The sequence below is a fragment of the Curtobacterium sp. MCBA15_007 genome (genome assembly GCF_001864905.1).
GTDB lineage: Bacteria > Actinomycetota > Actinomycetes > Actinomycetales > Microbacteriaceae > Curtobacterium > Curtobacterium poinsettiae.
In genome coordinates, this window is the sequence record NZ_MJGM01000087.1 from 91,786 (window position 1) to 108,337 (window position 16,552).

Annotated in this window: 13 protein-coding genes and 1 pseudogene; 10 read left to right on the top strand and 4 right to left on the bottom strand. The window is 70.6% G+C overall.

From position 1 onward, the window contains the following. Positions 1-154 precede the first annotated feature (154 nt). Positions 155-1,177, bottom strand: coding sequence for a cation diffusion facilitator family transporter (locus BIU95_RS16690; protein ID WP_071252298.1), 1,023 nt, complete (start codon positions 1,175-1,177; stop codon positions 155-157). Positions 1,178-1,421: 244 nt separating this feature from the next. Here BIU95_RS16690 and ileS point away from each other — a divergent pair, with 244 nt between their 5' ends. The 5 genes from ileS to BIU95_RS16715 are packed head-to-tail and all read left to right on the top strand — an operon-like array spanning position 1,422 to position 7,960. Then, positions 1,422-4,679 carry an isoleucine--tRNA ligase gene (gene ileS, locus BIU95_RS16695; RefSeq protein WP_071252299.1) on the top strand — a complete coding sequence of 1,086 codons (3,258 nt, stop codon included), beginning with the start codon at positions 1,422-1,424 and terminating at the stop codon, positions 4,677-4,679. Further along, positions 4,676-6,229, top strand: coding sequence for a folylpolyglutamate synthase/dihydrofolate synthase family protein (locus BIU95_RS16700; RefSeq protein WP_175470790.1), 1,554 nt, complete (start codon positions 4,676-4,678; stop codon positions 6,227-6,229). Before ileS ends, BIU95_RS16700 begins: the two co-directional genes overlap by 4 nt. Next, the gene (locus BIU95_RS16705) at positions 6,226-6,642 is read left to right on the top strand and encodes a DUF4233 domain-containing protein (protein WP_042538495.1); all 417 of its coding nucleotides are present in this window, start codon (positions 6,226-6,228) and stop codon (positions 6,640-6,642) included. Before BIU95_RS16700 ends, BIU95_RS16705 begins: the two co-directional genes overlap by 4 nt. A gap of 35 nt (positions 6,643-6,677) precedes the next feature. Further along, positions 6,678-7,097, top strand: coding sequence for a nucleoside-diphosphate kinase (gene ndk, locus BIU95_RS16710; protein ID WP_017885984.1), 420 nt, complete (start codon positions 6,678-6,680; stop codon positions 7,095-7,097). 14 nt (positions 7,098-7,111) lie between these two features. Continuing rightward, positions 7,112-7,960 (top strand): thioredoxin domain-containing protein, encoded by an 849-nt coding sequence (locus BIU95_RS16715; RefSeq protein WP_017885983.1) that lies wholly within the window; start codon positions 7,112-7,114, stop codon positions 7,958-7,960. A 203-nt stretch (positions 7,961-8,163) separates the two neighbouring features. On the opposite strand, the pseudogene BIU95_RS19250 reads toward BIU95_RS16715, so the two are convergent. Together BIU95_RS19250 and BIU95_RS16725 are read right to left on the bottom strand one after the other, a co-directional pair. Next, a pseudogene (locus BIU95_RS19250) lies at positions 8,164-8,892 on the bottom strand (DsbA family protein); the annotation flags it as partial. Between the two features lie 31 nt (positions 8,893-8,923). Continuing rightward, positions 8,924-9,526 carry a vitamin K epoxide reductase family protein gene (locus BIU95_RS16725; protein WP_042538492.1) on the bottom strand — a complete coding sequence of 201 codons (603 nt, stop codon included), beginning with the start codon at positions 9,524-9,526 and terminating at the stop codon, positions 8,924-8,926. A 347-nt stretch (positions 9,527-9,873) separates the two neighbouring features. Between BIU95_RS16725 and BIU95_RS16730 the strand changes: the two genes are divergently transcribed. Both BIU95_RS16730 and BIU95_RS18875 read left to right on the top strand, forming a co-directional pair. After that, entirely contained in the window at positions 9,874-12,846 is a 2,973-nt protein-coding gene (locus BIU95_RS16730; RefSeq protein WP_071252302.1) for an Rne/Rng family ribonuclease, read from the top strand. A 1-nt stretch (position 12,847) separates the two neighbouring features. Then, the gene (locus tag BIU95_RS18875) at positions 12,848-13,759 is read left to right on the top strand and encodes a hypothetical protein (RefSeq protein ID WP_071252305.1); all 912 of its coding nucleotides are present in this window, start codon (positions 12,848-12,850) and stop codon (positions 13,757-13,759) included. A gap of 84 nt (positions 13,760-13,843) precedes the next feature. On the opposite strand, the gene BIU95_RS16740 is transcribed toward BIU95_RS18875, so the two are convergent. After that, on the bottom strand, positions 13,844-14,116 hold the full coding sequence (locus BIU95_RS16740; RefSeq protein WP_017885978.1) for a DUF4031 domain-containing protein: 273 nt from the start codon (positions 14,114-14,116) through the stop codon (positions 13,844-13,846). A gap of 179 nt (positions 14,117-14,295) precedes the next feature. Between BIU95_RS16740 and rplU the strand changes: the two genes are divergently transcribed. From rplU to obgE, 3 genes are all read left to right on the top strand, one after another. Further along, positions 14,296-14,604, top strand: a complete 309-nt coding sequence (gene rplU / locus BIU95_RS16745; RefSeq protein WP_027464715.1) for a 50S ribosomal protein L21 — start codon at positions 14,296-14,298, stop codon at positions 14,602-14,604. 12 nt (positions 14,605-14,616) lie between these two features. After that, the gene (gene rpmA, locus BIU95_RS16750; RefSeq protein ID WP_017885976.1) at positions 14,617-14,868 is read left to right on the top strand and encodes a 50S ribosomal protein L27; all 252 of its coding nucleotides are present in this window, start codon (positions 14,617-14,619) and stop codon (positions 14,866-14,868) included. 104 nt (positions 14,869-14,972) lie between these two features. Next, a complete protein-coding gene (obgE, locus tag BIU95_RS16755; RefSeq protein WP_071252307.1) occupies positions 14,973-16,550 on the top strand; it encodes a GTPase ObgE in 1,578 nt (525 codons plus the stop codon). Positions 16,551-16,552 lie beyond the last annotated feature (2 nt).

Here is a 16,552-nt window from a genome sequence, read left to right on the forward strand (position 1 = left end):
ACGGAACACGCCGTCGTCTTTCTACGACGCCGCCTCACCGGCGAGACGCCGCCGAATCCGGCGGCGTCTCGAGCACATGGCGGCGTCTTGCCGACACACCGGCGTCTCGCGACCCGAGCCCTGCCGCCACGCCGCCCCGCGACCGCGCTGACGCTCACTCCGTGCGCAGGGTCCCCGCGCCACCGGCCGCCACGTCCGACGCGGTGCCGTCCCGCACGACCTCGGGGACAGCGCCGTCGGTCGGCACCAGGGACTCGTCGCCCGGGTAGCTCAGGGTGAGGACGGCCTCCTCGATGTACTGGCTGTCCTCGAGTGACTGCTCGACGTCGCGCAACCGCACCGCGACGTGCTCCTCGGTCTCGTTGCCGGTCAGGTCGACGGCCGCGACGAGGTACACCCGCGACGGCCCCACGAACTCCAGGTGCAGGTAGGTGACGCGCTCGACCTGCGACCGGCCCAGCAGCTCGACGAGCACCGCGTTCTCGAGCTCCGGCGACGTGCTCTCGCCGAGCAGGAACCGGCGGTTGCGGTCGATCAGGACGATCGCCACGACACCGAGCAGCACACCGATCGCGATGGAGCCGAGTGCGTCGAAGACCGCCAGCCCGGTGACCTGGTGCAGGAACACCCCGAGGAACGCCACGACCAGGCCGATCAGCGCCGCCGCGTCCTCGGCGAACACCGCACGGAGCGTCGGGTTCGACGACTGCAGCACGTGCCGCAGCACCGGGACCTTCCGCTTCGTCGCGGCACCGTGCGCCTGTCGGTACGCCTGCAGGAAGCTCGTGCCCTCGAGCACGAACGCGAGCCCGAGCACGACGTAGTTGAGGACGACGTCCTCGGCCGGCCCGGTCTCCCCGAACTCCGAGATGCCGTGGTAGATCGAGACGATCGCACCGGCCGTGAACAGGCCGAACGCGGCGAACATCGACCAGATGTACGTCTCGCGTCCGTACCCGAGCGGGTGCGCGGTGTCCCGCTTCTTGCCGCCCCGGCGTTCGGCGACGAGCAGGAACACCTCGTTGCCGGTGTCCGCCCACGAGTGCGCCGCCTCGGCCACCATCGACGCCGAACCCGACACGAGCGAGGCGATCGTCTTCGCGATCGCGACGAGCAGGTTCGCCCCGAACGCGATCAGGACGGTGACGAGTGACTCGGGGCGATCTTCTGCGGGCATCGCTCAAGCATGCTCCCGTCCGGTAAAGTCGTGTTCCACGAGCATCGATCCGGCCATCACCGGGGAGCTTCCGGAAGAACACGGGGCGCACCAGCGCCTCCGTCAGTAGAACCGGGCGGGTTCGGGACCGTCACCATCCCCGACACAGAGTGGTCGCACAGCGGACGTTGGGCGGCAAACGAGGTGGTACCGCGGAGCCTGGCTCCGTCCTCGTGGAGATCGAGCGAACCCACAAGGAGTCCCGGTGCCGTACCCGTTGAACGCCGATGCCGATGGCGTCGTCCCCTCGCCGAGCTTCCCCGCCGTCGAGCGGGGCATCCTCGCCTTCTGGAAGCGTGACGACACGTTCCAGGCGTCCATCGACGCGCGCCAGGGCTGCCCGGAGTGGACCTTCTACGACGGCCCGCCCTTCGCCAACGGCCTGCCGCACTACGGGCACCTGCTGACCGGGTACGCCAAGGACGTCTTCCCGCGCTACCAGACCATGCGCGGCAAGCAGGTGCACCGCCGCTTCGGCTGGGACACCCACGGCCTGCCCGCCGAGCTCGAGGCGATGCGCCAGCTCGGCATCACCGAGAAGCACGAGATCGACGCCATGGGCATCGACGTCTTCAACGCCGCCGCCAAGAAGTCGGTGCTGCAGTACACCGACGAGTGGCAGGAGTACGTCACCCGCCAGGCGCGCTGGGTCGACTTCGAGGACGACTACAAGACCCTCGACGTCACCTTCATGGAGAGCGTGCTCTGGGCGTGGAAGCAGCTCTGGGACAAGGGCCTGGCGTACGAGGGCTTCCGGGTCCTGCCGTACTGCTGGAACGACCAGACGCCGCTGTCCAACCACGAGCTGCGCATGGACGACGACGTCTACAAGATGCGCCAGGACCAGTCCGTCACCGTCTCGTTCCCGCTGCACGGCGACCGCGCTTCCGCGCTCGACCTGACCGGTGTGCGGGCGCTCGCCTGGACGACGACCCCCTGGACCCTCCCGACGAACGCCGCCCTGGCGGTCGGTCCGGAGATCGCGTACGCGGTCGTCCCGGCCGGGCCTGGAGGCGCGGCTGACGGTGCCGACGCCGGTTCCGTCTCCTACCTGCTCGCGTCCGACACCGTGGCCGCGCACGCGAAGGAGCTCGGCTACGCCTCGGGTGACGAGGCGCTCGCCGCCGTCGCGCGCACGCTGACGGGCGCCGAGCTCGACGGCGTCGAGTACGAGCGGCTGTTCGACCACCTGGCCGATGCCGAGGGCTACGAGAACGCGTGGCGCATCCTGGTCGCCGAGTACGTCGAGACCGGTGAGGGCACCGGCATCGTGCACCAGGCACCGGCCTACGGTGCCGACGACCAAGAGGTCTGCGCCGCCGCCGGCATCCCCGTCGTGCTGTCCCTCGACGAGGGCGGCGTCTTCACGTCGCAGTTCGGCGAGGTCGCCGGCATGCTCTGGTCGGACGCGAACAAGCCGCTGACCAAGGCCGTCCGCGACGCCGGGCGACTGCTCCGCCAGGCGTCCTACGAGCACAGCTACCCGCACTGCTGGCGGTGCCGGAAGCCCCTCATCTACAAGGCCGTCTCGTCGTGGTTCGTCCGCGTCACCGAGCTCCGCGACCGCATGGGCCAGCTCAACCAGGACATCAACTGGGTGCCGGACAACGTCAAGGACGGCCAGTTCGGCAAGTGGGTCGGCAACGCCATCGACTGGTCGGTCTCGCGCAACCGCTACTTCGGCACGCCGATCCCGGTGTGGCAGTCCGACGACCCCGAGTACCCGCGCACCGACGTGTACGGCTCGCTCGCCGACATCGAGCGCGACTTCGGTCGCCTGCCGGTGAACGCCGAGGGCGAAGTCGACCTGCACCGCCCGTTCATCGACGACCTGACGCGGCCGAACCCCGACGACCCCACGGGCACCTCGACGATGCGCCGGATCACCGACGTGTTCGACGTGTGGTTCGACTCCGGGTCGATGCCGTACGCCCAGGTGCACTACCCGTTCGAGAACCGTGAGTGGTTCGAGTCGCACAGCCCGGCCGACTTCATCGTCGAGTACATCGGGCAGACGCGCGGCTGGTTCTACGTCATGCACGTGCTCTCCACCGCGCTGTTCGACCGACCCGCCTTCCAGAACGTCATCAGCCACGGCATCGTCCTCGGCTCGGACGGCCAGAAGATGTCGAAGTCGCTCCGGAACTACCCGGACGTCTCCGAGGTCTTCGACCGCGACGGCGCCGACGCCATGCGCTGGTTCCTGATGTCCTCGTCGGTGATCCGCGGCGGCAACCTCGTCGTCACCGAAGAGGGGATCCGGCAGGGCGTCCGCGAGTTCATGCTGCCGCTGTGGTCGACCTACTACTTCTTCACCCTGTACGCGAACGCCTCCGGGGAGTCGGGCTACCAGGCCACCCGGAGCACCGCGAGCACCGACGTGCTCGACCGGTACCTGCTCGCGAAGACCCGGGTGCTCGTCACCGACGTCACCGCGCACCTCGACGCGCTCGACACCCCGCTGGCGGCCCAGGCCGTCCGTGACTTCGCCGACGTGCTCACGAACTGGTACGTCCGTCGCTCGCGCGACAAGTTCTGGACCGGGGCCGACGCGGCCGCCGGCGCCGAGACCCGCGCGGCGTTCGACACGCTGTACACCGTGCTCGAGACCCTGACCCGGGTCGCCGCCCCGCTCGCGCCGCTCGTCACCGAGGAGATCTGGAAGGGCCTGACCGGCGGGCGCAGCGTCCACCTGACGGACTTCCCGGACCCCGACGAGTTCCCCGCCGACGACGCCCTGGTCGATGCGATGGACCGCGTGCGCGACGTCGCCTCGAAGGGCCTGGCGCTCCGCAAGGCCACGGGCAAGCGCGTCCGCCTGCCCCTCGCCACGCTGACCCTGGTGGTGCCGGACCCGGCTGCGGTCGAACCGTTCGCCGACATCCTGCGTGACGAGCTCAACGTCAAGCGCGTGGTGCTCGAGGCGCAGGCCGAGGAGTCCCTGGCACAGTACGGCATCGAGCGGAAGCTCACCGTGAACGCCCGCGTCGCCGGCCCCCGCATCGGCAAGCAGGTGCAGCAGGTCATCCCGGCCGCCAAGAAGGGCGACTGGACCGCCACCGACTCCGGCGTGACCGTCGGCGGCATCGACCTGATCGAGGGCGAGTACTCGCTCGACCTCACCGTCGCCGACACCTCGGTGGCCGTGGCGTTCCTCGACGAGGGTGGCTTCGTGGTGCTCGACACCGTGACCACGCCCGAGCTCGAGGCCGAGGGGCTCGCCCGCGACGTCGTCCGCGCCGTCCAGCAGGCCCGCCGCGACGCCGACTTCGACGTCAGCGACCGCATCGCCCTGACCCTGCGGGTGGACGACACCGCCGACGGCGCGGTCCGTGCACACCAGGACCTCATCGCCGGTGAGACCCTGGCGACGAGCGTCGAGATCGTGCCCCTCGGGGCGAGTGACACCACCACCGACGTCGGTGACGGTGCGAAGGTTTCCGTGGAGGTGGCACGCGCATGAGCGACGACGACCAGTACGACGACCACGAGGCGAACGAGGAGTTCGTCGGACACGACGAGTTCGACGGCCGCGACGAAGACGGCATCCGGATCCCGGTCGGCCCGGCCGGTGACGGCCCTGCCGACGCCGTGCCCTACGGGGGTGACGACGACGAGGTCCGCCGTGTCGAGGCCGCCCTGTACGCCCGGATCGGTGAACAGGCCCCCGAGCGACGGCTGACCGCAACGCGCCGTGCCGTCGAGCTGCTCGGCGACCCGCACCTGGCGTACCCCGTGATCCACGTGACCGGGACGAACGGCAAGACGTCGACGGCGCGCACCATCGAGAGCATCGTCCGTGCCCACGGTCTGCGCACCGGCCTGATGACGAGCCCGCACCTGGTGTCCATCCGGGAGCGCATCGTGATCGACGGCCAGCCGATCGCAGCGGACCGGTTCACCTCGAACTGGGACGACATCGCCCCGGTGCTCGAGATCACCGACCGGGAGCTCGCCGACAAGGGCGAACTCCCGCTGACCTTCTTCGAGGCGCTCACCGTGCTCGCCCTGGCGTGCTTCGCCGAGGCGCCGGTGGACGTCGCCGTGATCGAGGTCGGCATGGGCGGCGAGTGGGACTCCACCAACGTCGTGCAGAGCCAGGTGTCGGTGTTCACGCCGATCGCCATCGACCACGCGAAGCAGCTCGGCGCCACCGTCGCCGAGATCGCCCGCACCAAGTCGGGCATCGTCAAGCCGTCGTCCGCCGTGGTGTCGAGCCGGCAGGTCCCCGAGGCCCTCGCCGAACTCGAGCGCGCCGCCGAGCTCACCGAGTCCACCCTGGCCGTCGAGGGCACGGGCCCCTTCGAGCCGGTCACTGACCGTCGCGGAGCGGCGGGCAGTCCGAGCTTGCAGGGAGGGTTCCGCGTCGTCGACGTCACCCCGGCCGTGGGCGGACAGCTCATCACCGTGCAGGGCATCGCCGGTCGCTACGACGACCTGTTCCTGCCGCTGTTCGGCCGGCACCAGGCCGAGAACGCCGCCGTGGCGATCGCGGCGGTCGAGTCGTTCCTCGGCCGTGGGGCCCAGGCCCTCGACGAGGACGTCCTGTCCGAGGGCATCGCCGGCACGACCAGCCCCGGTCGACTGCAGCCGATCGCCACGGACCCGACCGTCGTCGTCGACGCCGCGCACAACCCGCACGGTGCGAAGGCCCTGGCCGAGGCACTGCCGGTCGCGTTCCCGTCGGAGCACGTCGTCGGCGTCGTCGGGATCCTCGGCGACAAGGACGCCCGCGGGTTCGTCCGCGCGCTCAAGGACACCGTCGCCACCTTCGTGGTCACGCAGCCGCCGGGGGAGCGTGCGCTCGACGCCGATGCCTTCGCCAAGGTGGTCGTGGACGAGATCGGCGCGGACCGCGTCGTCGTCGAGCCGTCCCTGGCGTCCGCCCTGCAGCAGGCACGCGACCTGGCCGACGAGGCGGACGCCGAGGACGCCCTCGTGCTCGTCGCGGGCTCCATCGTGATGGTGGGCGCGGTCATGGACCTCGTGCACCGCGAAGGCGAGACGAAGTGACGGACGCACCAGGGGCCTCCCGGCCGGGCCGCGCACCGCGCACCCGGAAGCCGCGCCGCGAACGCGGAGCGCAGGAGAGCCTGCTCTCGATCACGCTCCTGCTCGAGGCGATCATGTTCTTCTTCCCCACGCTCGTCGTGTTCGGCAAGGGCACGCTGCCGCCCGCAGCGGCCTTCGGCGGCGGCGTCGGCGCGATCATCGTCCTCGCAGCTGCCTCACGTCTGACGGGCAAGCGGGCCGGTGTATGGTTCGGGTGGCTGCTGCAGGCGGCCATCCTCGCCACCGGGTTCATCGAACCGTTCATGTTCGCGGTCGCCGTGGTGTTCCTGGCGCTGTGGGTCTTCTGCTTCGTCAAGGGCGGTCAGCTGGACCGTCAGAACGCCGCGCGCCGAGCGGCCATGGGCGAGGACTGACCACCACATTCGACCCCGAACACAGGGAGTACTGCGTGTCCGACTTCGAAGAGACCCTCGTCCTCGTCAAGCCCGACGGTGTGGCCCGCCAGCTCACCGGTGAGATCCTCCGCCGGATCGAGGCGAAGGGCTACGAGCTCGTCGACCTGAAGATGCTCACGGCGCCGCGCGACCTGCTCGACGCACACTACGAGGAGCACCAGGGCAAGCCGTTCTTCGAGCCGCTCGTCGAGTTCATGCAGTCTGGTCCGGTCGTCGCCGTGCGCGTCGCCGGCAACGGTGCGATCGCGGGCTTCCGCTCGCTCGCCGGCACCACCGACCCCACGTCGGCTGCGCCCGGCACCATCCGTGGTGACCTGGGCCGTGACTGGGGCCTCAAGGTGCAGCAGAACCTGGTCCACGGTTCGGACAGCCCCGAGTCGGCCGCGCGCGAGCTCGCGCTCTGGTTCGCCTGAGCGGCGGGGACGACATGACGAACAACGACCGACCCACCAAGAACGAGCGGCGTCAGCACGCGCGCGAGGTCGCACGCCAGCGTGCCGACGCCGAGAAGCGCCGCAAGCGCCGCAACAAGTGGTTCCTGCAGGGCGGCATCGGCCTGGGAATCGTGGCGATCGCCGCGATCATCACCATCGTCGTGGTGAACGTGAACAACGCACCGGTGCTGTCCGCCGCCGGGCCGAAGAACATGGCCACCGGCGCGATCCAGTTCACCGGCAAGGACGGCAAGGTCACCCCCGTGACCACGCCGGCCGTGGCCGCGACGGGTTCGGCGTCGCCGGCCCCCACGGCGAACAGTGACGGTGCCGTCGCGGTCACCGAGTACGTCGACTGGGCCTGCCCCGTCTGCAAGCAGTTCGAGGGCGCCTACGCCGACCAGATCCTCGACAAGGTGAAATCGGGCGACGCGACGCTGGCGATCCAGCCGGTGTCGATCCTCGACCGCAGCTACCCGGGCTCCCGGTACGCCAGCCGTGCTGCGAACGCCGCCATGTGCGTGGCGAACTACGACCCGGACAAGTTCCTCGACGTGCAGACGCAGTTCTTCGACAACCAGCCGGCCGAGGGCACGAAGGGCCTGACCAACTCCGAGATCGCGAAGCTCGTCAAGGCGGGCGGCGCGACGGGTTCGGACCTGTCCCAGTGCCTGTCGACCGAGCGGTTCAAGGGCTGGGTGACGAAGTCGACGCAGGCCGTCACCTCGAACGAGGCACTCGCGGGTCCGCAGGGGTTCGGCACGCCGACGGTCGTGGTCGACGGCAAGCGCCTCGACGACCTGAGCACGGTCATCACCGCGATCGACGCCGCGGCGAAGTAACACCTCGGCACGACGAACGGCCCCCGCTCCCGATGGGAAGCGGGGGCCGTTCCACGTTGCTCCTCGGGCTCGGACGCGCGGTCGTGCCGCCGGACGAACGACGCGAACGCCTCGGGGTCAGCGAGGGACGTCGAGCCGTCCGGGTCGTACTGCTCGCCGTCGACGAGGATCGTGGGCGTGCTCGTGATCCCGTCGAGCGTCGAGTTCGGCACCGGGTCCTGCACCGCCCGGTTCGTGGCGTCGGCGACCCACCCGGCGAAGCGCTGCCCGGTGATGCACGAGGCGACCTCGGGGGCCCTCGCCCCGGCTCCGCGGGCGAGGGACGCCAACTCGTCGTTGGTCAGCCCGCGGGTGTTCTCGGACGGCTGGTGCCCGGAGAGCGACGCGTTGTAGGCCAGGAACGCGTCCGGGTCGTGGTCGGCGACGCAGGCAGCAGCCGCCGCAGAGCGGGTGGAGTACCGCGAGCCGAGCGACAGCCGGTCGAGCAGCCCGAGCGGGTGCAGCTCGAGGGTGGCGGTCCCGTCCTCGACCCACTGCCGGATCTGGGGCATCTGGGCCGTCTCGAACTGGTTGCAGTACGGGCACATGTAGTCCGCGTAGACCACGATGGCGGTCTTCGAGCCGTCCTGGTCGGTCGGTGTCGGCGTCCCGCCGGCGGGGACCGCGCGCGTCTCGACGGGCACGATCCTGCCGTGCACACCGGTCAGCAGGACACCGTCGCTCGCCGCGTTGCGTGGGCCGGGACCCGCGGGCTGCACCGATCCCGCCACCAGGACGACGACCACCGCGACGACCGCGAGCCCACCGATGACGGCTCCGCTGATGCCCAGCGTGCGGAGGCGACGGCGGCGCGACTGCTCCTTCGCCCGTGTCGCCCGCGCGCGTTCCCGTACGGCGTCCCGACGCGCCCTGCTGGTCTCCTGCTCGCTCATCGATCCCGAGCGTAGAGGCAGTCCGGACGGCTCAGAAGACGGTCAGGACCGCCGGGAACATGATGATGATCGTGACGATGATGACCAGGTAGTTGGCCAGCGGGAACGTCCAGCAGAAGGGCAGGAGCGTGCGCCCGACGCGCTGTGCTCCGGCGCCGAAGCGTCCCTGCGCCATGTTCCAGATCGTGAAGACCCAGAACATCGGGATCGTCATCGACCAGACGAGCATGCACCACGGGCACAGGGCGCCGATGACGAAGACGGTCTGCGTGAACAGCCAGGTCACGAACACCCACGCCAGGAACACGCCGGCGTTGAACGCGATCCAGAACCAGCGCGAGCCGTTCCGGAACCCGGCCAGCATCAGCACCGCGACGGCGATCGGGGCGACGAACCCCATGACGCCGAGCAGCGGGTTCGGGAACCCGAACAGGTGGCCCTGCCAGCTGGCCATCACGTCGGAGCAGTTGATGAACGGATTGACGTCACAGCTCAGGACGGCCTTGGGGTTCTCGTACTTCGCGAACTCGTCGAGGACGAGCCGGAACGCTGCGTACAGGCCGACGAGCCCGGTCACGAGCAGGAAGACCGCCATCGCGATCGGACGACGGGGGGCAGGTGCAGACGCGGTCACGCGGTCATCATCGCACGCGGGTTCCGGTGCTTTCCGGGTGTGGCATGCGATAATGCCTGGAGGTCGTGCGGCCAACCGCACACCGAAGAGAGCTTTCCGAGCGACGCCCCACCGGGCAGACCTCGGACGATCAGGTGCGGTGAGAGCGCACTGTGGTCGGGCAGCGTCACTCCGACGACGAGCCGACCCGGGCCGGGTGCCCGGACCGGAACGGGCGCGGACGCAACGAGAAGTTGACGCGGACCGGTCACGAGACAGCGAGCGCGGGGGCGTCGACGCCGCCCGCCACGACACAGAATTCCCGCCACCCGAAAGGGTGCGAGTGGGGCCGAGGAGTGCACCAGTCCATGGTGGAGCAGAACAACGACAACACGACCAACGACGAGAACGCGCCGAAGCGCCGGAGCCGCCTGTTCGGCGGTCGCCGCGCCCGGTCGTCCGGCCAGGAGGCCCGTGGGAGCGCCGAGCAGGCACCCCACGCCGACGAGACCCTCGCGCTGACGGGCGGCGCTGACGCCCGTCCCGCGGCCAGCGTCGCGTCGCCCGGTTCGCCGGACTCTCCCGATTCGCCGGACTCGCCCGACTCCCCGGCATCGCCGGCGTCGCCCGTCGAGCCGACCGACACCGGGGCGGTCTCCGTCGCGGTCGAGGCCGTCGCCGACAGCGGTGCCGAGCCGCACGACGTGAGCACGCTGACCGGTGACCTGCCGGTCGTGACGGGCGACCAGTCGGGCACCGTGACCGACGGGGCGGACGCGGACCGCGCCTCCCGTCCGACCGAGGCCGAGGCGAGCGACGACGCGGCACCAGCCGACGAGCCGTTCGTGCCGAAGGCCACGAGCACGCTCAGCCTGATCTTCCACGCCCCGGTGCTGCCGGAACTGCCGCAGCGCGCGCCCCGGTTCGAGCGCGATCGTGACCGCGATCGCGATCGCGATCGTGACCGCGACCGCGACGAGGACGACCGCTACGACCGCGAAGACCGCTTCGACCGCGATCGCGACCGTGACGACCGCGACGACCAGGGCGGTTCCCGCCGTCGCTCGCGTCGCCGTGGCTCGAGCGCCGACCGCGAGGCCCGCGAGCCGCGCGACCACCAGGAGCCGCGCCGTCGTGAGCCGGAGCTCATCACCGAGCCGCAGCGCATCAAGGGTTCGACCCGTCTCGAGGCGAAGAAGCAGCGTCGTCGCGACGGTCGCGACGCCGGACGCCGCCGCCAGGTGGTCAGCGAGGACGAGTTCCTCGCCCGCCGCGAGAGCGTCGACCGCCAGATGATCGTCCGCTCCAGCTCGTCGACGATCGAGATCGGTGTGCTCGAGGACGGCATCCTCGCCGAGCACTACATCACCAAGTCCGAGAACGTGTCGCTCATCGGCAACGTCTACCTCGGCAAGGTGCAGAACGTCCTGCCCTCGATGGAGGCCGCGTTCGTCGACATCGGCCGCGGCCGGAACGCCGTGCTCTACGCCGGCGAGGTCGACTGGAACTCGGTCGACACCAGCCACGGTCGCCGCATCGAGGCAGCCCTCAAGCCGGGCGACAAGGTCCTGGTGCAGGTCACGAAGGACCCGGTCGGCCACAAGGGCGCCCGTCTGACCAGCCAGGTCTCGCTGCCCGGTCGCTACCTGGTCTACGTGCCGAACGGCTCGATGAACGGGATCTCACGCAAGCTGCCGGACACCGAGCGTGCCCGCCTGAAGAAGATCCTGAAGGAGGTCCTGCCGGAGCACGCGGGCGTCATCGTGCGCACCGCTGCCGAGGGAGCGACCGAGGAGCAGCTCACCCGCGACGTGCAGCGCCTGACCAGCCAGTGGGAGGCCATCCAGAAGAAGGTCGCCGGTGGCCAGGCCCCGGTGATGCTGCACTCGGAGCCCGACCTGCTCATCAAGATCGTCCGCGACGTCTTCAACGAGGACTTCACGAAGCTGATCATCGACGGCGAGGCCGCCGGCGGCACCATCGACGAGTACCTGACGGCCGTCGCCCCGGACCTGAAGGACCGCGTCGTCCGCTACGACGGCCCCGACTCCTTCGAGGAGTTCCGCCTCAACGAGCAGATCGACAAGGCGCTCGACCGCAAGGTCTGGCTGCCCTCCGGTGGTTCGCTCGTCATCGACCGCACCGAGGCCATGACGGTCGTCGACGTCAACACCGGCAAGTTCGTCGGTTCCGGCGGCAACCTCGAAGAGACGGTCACGAAGAACAACCTCGAGGCCGCCGAGGAGATCGTCCGGCAGCTGCGCCTGCGTGACATCGGCGGCATCATCGTCGTCGACTTCATCGACATGGTGCTCGAGGAGAACCGCGACCTCGTGCTCCGCCGTCTGGTCGAGTGCCTGAGCCGCGACCGCACGAAGCACCAGGTCGCCGAGATCACCTCGCTCGGCCTGGTGCAGATGACCCGCAAGAAGATCGGTGTCGGTCTGCGCGAGTCGCTCGACGAGGTCAACGCCAAGATCAACGACAACAACGCCGACCCGGGTCCGAGCAAGGGCCGTCGCAAGGGTCGTGGCGGGAACGGCAACGAGAACGGCCGCTCCGGCAACGGCGGCAACGGCACCGGGAACTCCGGTTCGTCGGGGTCCTCGTCGAACGGTGGGTCGAGCCAGGCGCACCAGATCACCGACGACGTGAAGAACGCGTTGTCCCGGATCGCCGCCTCGACCCTGTCGCACGACGAGCAGGAGGCCGCGGCCGCCGCGACCGAAGCCGAGGCGCCGTCCTCGGCGGACGCATCGACCAGCACGGACAGTGCGGGCGGCGAGCAGCCCACCGGTTCGAAGCGCCGTCGTCGGGGCCGTGGTGGGCGCGGGGGAGACCAGCAGACCGCTGCCGCCCCGGAGACCCCGGAGACCCCGGAGGCCCCCGAGGCCACCGAGGCGCCGGAGGCGCCCGCCGCCGAGCCCGTCGTCGAACCCGAGGCGCGCGCGCCGAAGGCCAGTGCGACGAAGGGCAGCGCCCCGAAGGCCGCCGCGCCGTCCGTCACCGAGCCCGAGGTCGCGAGCGCACCGAAGGCGAAGGCCCCGGCCCGTCGTCGCGTGAGCTCGAGTGCCACGGTGACCCCGACCGACAACTCGGTGGCGATCCTGGACATCCCGATCGCCGCAGCGCCCAAGCGCGAGCCCCGCGCGGTCGCCCCGGACGCCGAGTCCCTGCTCGACTCGGTGCTCCAGGCCCTCCCTGAGCCGAAGCAGCCCGGACAGGGGCGCTCGCGTTCCCGCCGGGTCTCGTCGCCGAGCATCAGTGCGCCGGCCACGCCGACGGAGGAGCCGGTCGACGACGCCGACGGCTCCGACGGCGCTGTGATCCTGGGGAGCTGACGTGACGAACCCGGGCGACCCGCAGCAGCAGCGTGGGTACTACGGTGCGGGCTGGTCCCAGCCCGCACCGCCCGGCCCGGGTGGTCAGCAGCCGGGTGGGCAGCAGCCGCGTGGTCCGGTGCCGCAGTACGGTCGCCAGCCCGGTGCGGGTGCGCCGTACGCCCCGCCGCGACCGCCCCGTGCCCCTGCCGACCCGCGGCGGGCCTTCGCGCCCGGTGCCTCGGTGACGAACACGGCCGGGGCGCTCATCGCGGTCGTCGCCCTGGTGCTCGTCGAGTTCGTGTCCGGGCTCTTCGGTCTGCTCGGCACCTCGCTCGTGGTCAGCCCGTTCCAGCACTACGGCGCGGGGACGAACCTGCTCGGCAGCTTCACGACCAGTGTGTTCGTGGCGCCGTTCCCGTACTACGCCGGGGCGTTCCTGGCCCTGGCCTTCCTGACGCCGATCGACCGCCGCAGCCCGCTGCCGAGGCTCCTGCTCCGCGTCGTGCTCGCCGGCGCCGCGGGCACGGTGGCCCTGATGCTGGTCGGCGTCTTCACCGGGTCCTTCGGCGCGGCCACCGCCGGCGGCTCCAAGCTCGTCATCGACGTGCTCACGCGTCCGCTGCAGAACGGGCTGCCGTTCACCGTGATGCTCCTGGCGACCGCCACGGCCGCCTGGCTCTGGCTCGGTCGCCCGCGCCGCGGCCCTGGCTCGTCGACGACCCCGGGCAGGCCGGGCACCGTCCGACCCGCCGACGCGGTCCCACCGTCGACGATCCAGCAGCAGCCACAGCAGCAGCCGCCCGCACCCTACGGGCAGGGACGCGTCCAGCCCGACCCGCACGGCCAGTACGGCGGGCAGTACGGCGCCGGACCGCGCTCCGACCAGCAGCAGCCCCCGGCGAACCCCTGGGGCGGCCCAGCGCCCCGCTGAGCCCGCTCGCGGGCCCTGTGAGCCGGCTGCGCACCGTGCGAGGTGCGGGCCGGGCAGACCCGCACCGCGCCTCCCGGCGGGCGCTCAGAGGCCGCGCTTGTCCCGCTGCGCCACGCGCAGCCCACTGCGGATCAACCGCAGCACGAGCTCGCGACCGGTGACGGCCGAGGCGCCGGCGGCCACCAGTTCGTCGTACCGCGAGAGCGGGACGTCGTAGTGGTCGTGGTCGAACGCGCGGGGCGGCACGCCGGCCCGCGCAGCGAACGCGTGGAGTTCCGCGTAGGATTCATCACTGACGAGGTGCGACCACAGTGTGTCGTGGGCGGGCCACGTCGGTGGGTCGATCAACACGGTCACCGTGCAATCGTACGGGTGTCGCCGTTTGACCGGACCCAGGGTGATCGAGTATTCTCGGTCCCTGGTGTCAGCGGGCCGTTCTGCCTGCGTCGCCGATCGGGCCCGGCCTTCCGGGAGCCGCTCGTGCAGAAGTGGGCACCCGAGACTTCCCTCAAGCAGAGTTACGTAAGGATTTCCACGTGGTTTACGCAGTAGTGCGCGCCGGCGGCCGTCAGGAGAAGGTCGAGGTCGGCACCATCCTGACCATCGACCGTGCCAAGGCGGACGACAAGGGCAACATCGACCTCGCCCCCGTGCTCCTCGTGGACGGTGACAAGATCACGTCGGCGGCTTCCGAGCTCGCGAACGTGACCGTCACCGCCGAGGTGCTCGACGACCTCCGTGGTCCCAAGGTCATCATCCAGAAGTTCAAGAACAAGACCGGGTACAAGAAGCGCCAGGGTTTCCGCGCTGAGCTGACCCGCGTCAAGATCACCAAGATCGCGTAAGGGAGTCAACTCATGGCACACAAGAAGGGTGCGAGTTCTACTCGCAACGGTCGTGACTCGAACGCACAGCGCCTCGGCGTGAAGCGCTTCGGTGGCGAGGTCGTCAACGCCGGCGAGATCATCGTCCGCCAGCGCGGCACCCACTTCCACCCCGGCGCCAACGTCGGCCGTGGTGGCGACGACACGCTGTTCGCCCTCTCGTCCGGTTCGGTCGAGTTCGGCACCAAGGGTGGCCGCAAGGTCATCAACATCGTCAACGCGTAGTCGTTCGAACGACTGCAGCTGGAGGGGCGGGCCGAGTGCCCGCCCCTCCTTCGCTTTTCCCGCCGACGATCCCGTCGGCACAACGAAACACCTGGAGTGGACCCATGGCGACCTTCGTCGACCGCGTGACCCTGCACCTCAGCGCGGGGCACGGCGGCAACGGCTGCGTGTCGGTCCGCCGTGAGAAGTTCAAGCCCCTGGCCGGGCCCGACGGCGGCAACGGCGGTGACGGCGGCGACATCGTGCTCGTGGCTGACCCGCAGGTGACGACGCTGCTCGGCTACCACCGTTCCCCGCACCGCTCGTCGAAGAACGGCCAGCCCGGCATGGGCGATCACCGCAGCGGTGTCAGCGGCGAGGTCCTCGAGCTCCCGATGCCCGTCGGCACCGTGGTGTACGACGAGTCCGGCGAAGTGATCGCCGACCTCACCGAGCCCGGCATGCGCGTCGTCGTGGCCCCCGGCGGGCAGGGTGGCCTCGGCAACGCGGCGCTCTCCACCACCAAGCGCAAGGCCCCCGGCTTCGCGCTGCTCGGCACCGAGGGCTGGGCGGGGGACATCAGCCTCGAGCTGAAGACCATCGCCGACGTCGCCCTCGTCGGGTTCCCGAGCGCCGGCAAGTCCTCGCTGATCGCGGCGGTCTCGGCCGCCAAGCCGAAGATCGCGGACTACCCGTTCACCACCCTCACCCCGAACCTGGGCGTCGTCGAATCCGGCGACACCCGCTTCACCGTCGCCGACGTCCCCGGTCTGATCGAGGGCGCGTCCGAGGGCAAAGGCCTCGGCCTGGAGTTCCTGCGGCACGTCGAGCGGTGCGAGGCGCTGCTCCACGTGATCGACTGCGCCACGCTCGACCCGGGCCGCGACCCGATCAGCGACCTCGACGTCATCCTCGGCGAACTCGAGCGCTACCCGGTCCCCGAGGGCCAGGTGCCGCTGCTCGAGCGCCCGCAGCTCATCGCCCTGAACAAGATCGACGTGCCCGAGGCGCAGGAGCTCGCCGAGTTCGTCACCGCCGAGCTCGAGGGCCGCGGCTACCGCGTCTTCCCGATCTCCACGGCGTCCCGCAAGGGCCTCCGCGAGCTGACGTTCGCCCTGGCAGACGTGGTCGAGCAGGCCCGCGCCGCCCGTGCGGCCGAGCCGGTGCCGGAGCGCATCGTCCTGCGCCCCCGCTCGGTCAACGAGAAGCCCTTCACCGTGCGCGCCGAGGGCGGCGAGGAGCACCGCTTCTACCGTGTCCGCGGCGCCAAGCCGGAGCGCTGGGTCCAGCAGACCGACTTCACCAACGAAGAGGCGATCGGCTACCTGGCCGACCGGCTCGCGAAGCTCGGCGTCGAGGACGGTCTGTTCAAGGCCGGAGCCGTCGCCGGGTCGACGGTCGTCATCGGTGGCGACGGCGGCATGGTGTTCGACTGGGAGCCCACGCTCACATCGACCGCGGAGCTCATCACGAGTGCCCGTGGCACCGACGCCCGCATCGGTGCGACCTCGCGTCCGACCCGCAACGAGCGGCGCGAGGAGTACTTCGAGCGGATGGACGCCAAGGCCGCCGCCCGTGCCGAGCTCGAGCAGGAGCGCGTCTCCGGGCTCTGGGTGGACGACGACGTCGTGACCAGTGACCAGCTCGGCACCGGCGACCACTTCGACGGCGACCAGGTCGAGACCAGCGACCAGAAGGACTGACC

What these genes read in the sequence shown, in the direction of transcription:
- BIU95_RS16690 (WP_071252298.1), bottom strand. Translation starts at nt 1,177, where the DNA reads ATGCCCGCAGAAGATCGCCCCGAGTCACTCGTCACCGTCCTGATCGCG.
- BIU95_RS16700 (WP_175470790.1), top strand. Translation starts at nt 4,676, where the DNA reads ATGAGCGACGACGACCAGTACGACGACCACGAGGCGAACGAGGAGTTC.
- BIU95_RS16715 (WP_017885983.1), top strand. Translation starts at nt 7,112, where the DNA reads ATGACGAACAACGACCGACCCACCAAGAACGAGCGGCGTCAGCACGCG.
- BIU95_RS16730 (WP_071252302.1), top strand. Translation starts at nt 9,874, where the DNA reads ATGGTGGAGCAGAACAACGACAACACGACCAACGACGAGAACGCGCCG.
- rpmA (WP_017885976.1), top strand. Translation starts at nt 14,617, where the DNA reads ATGGCACACAAGAAGGGTGCGAGTTCTACTCGCAACGGTCGTGACTCG.
- obgE (WP_071252307.1), top strand. Translation starts at nt 14,973, where the DNA reads ATGGCGACCTTCGTCGACCGCGTGACCCTGCACCTCAGCGCGGGGCAC.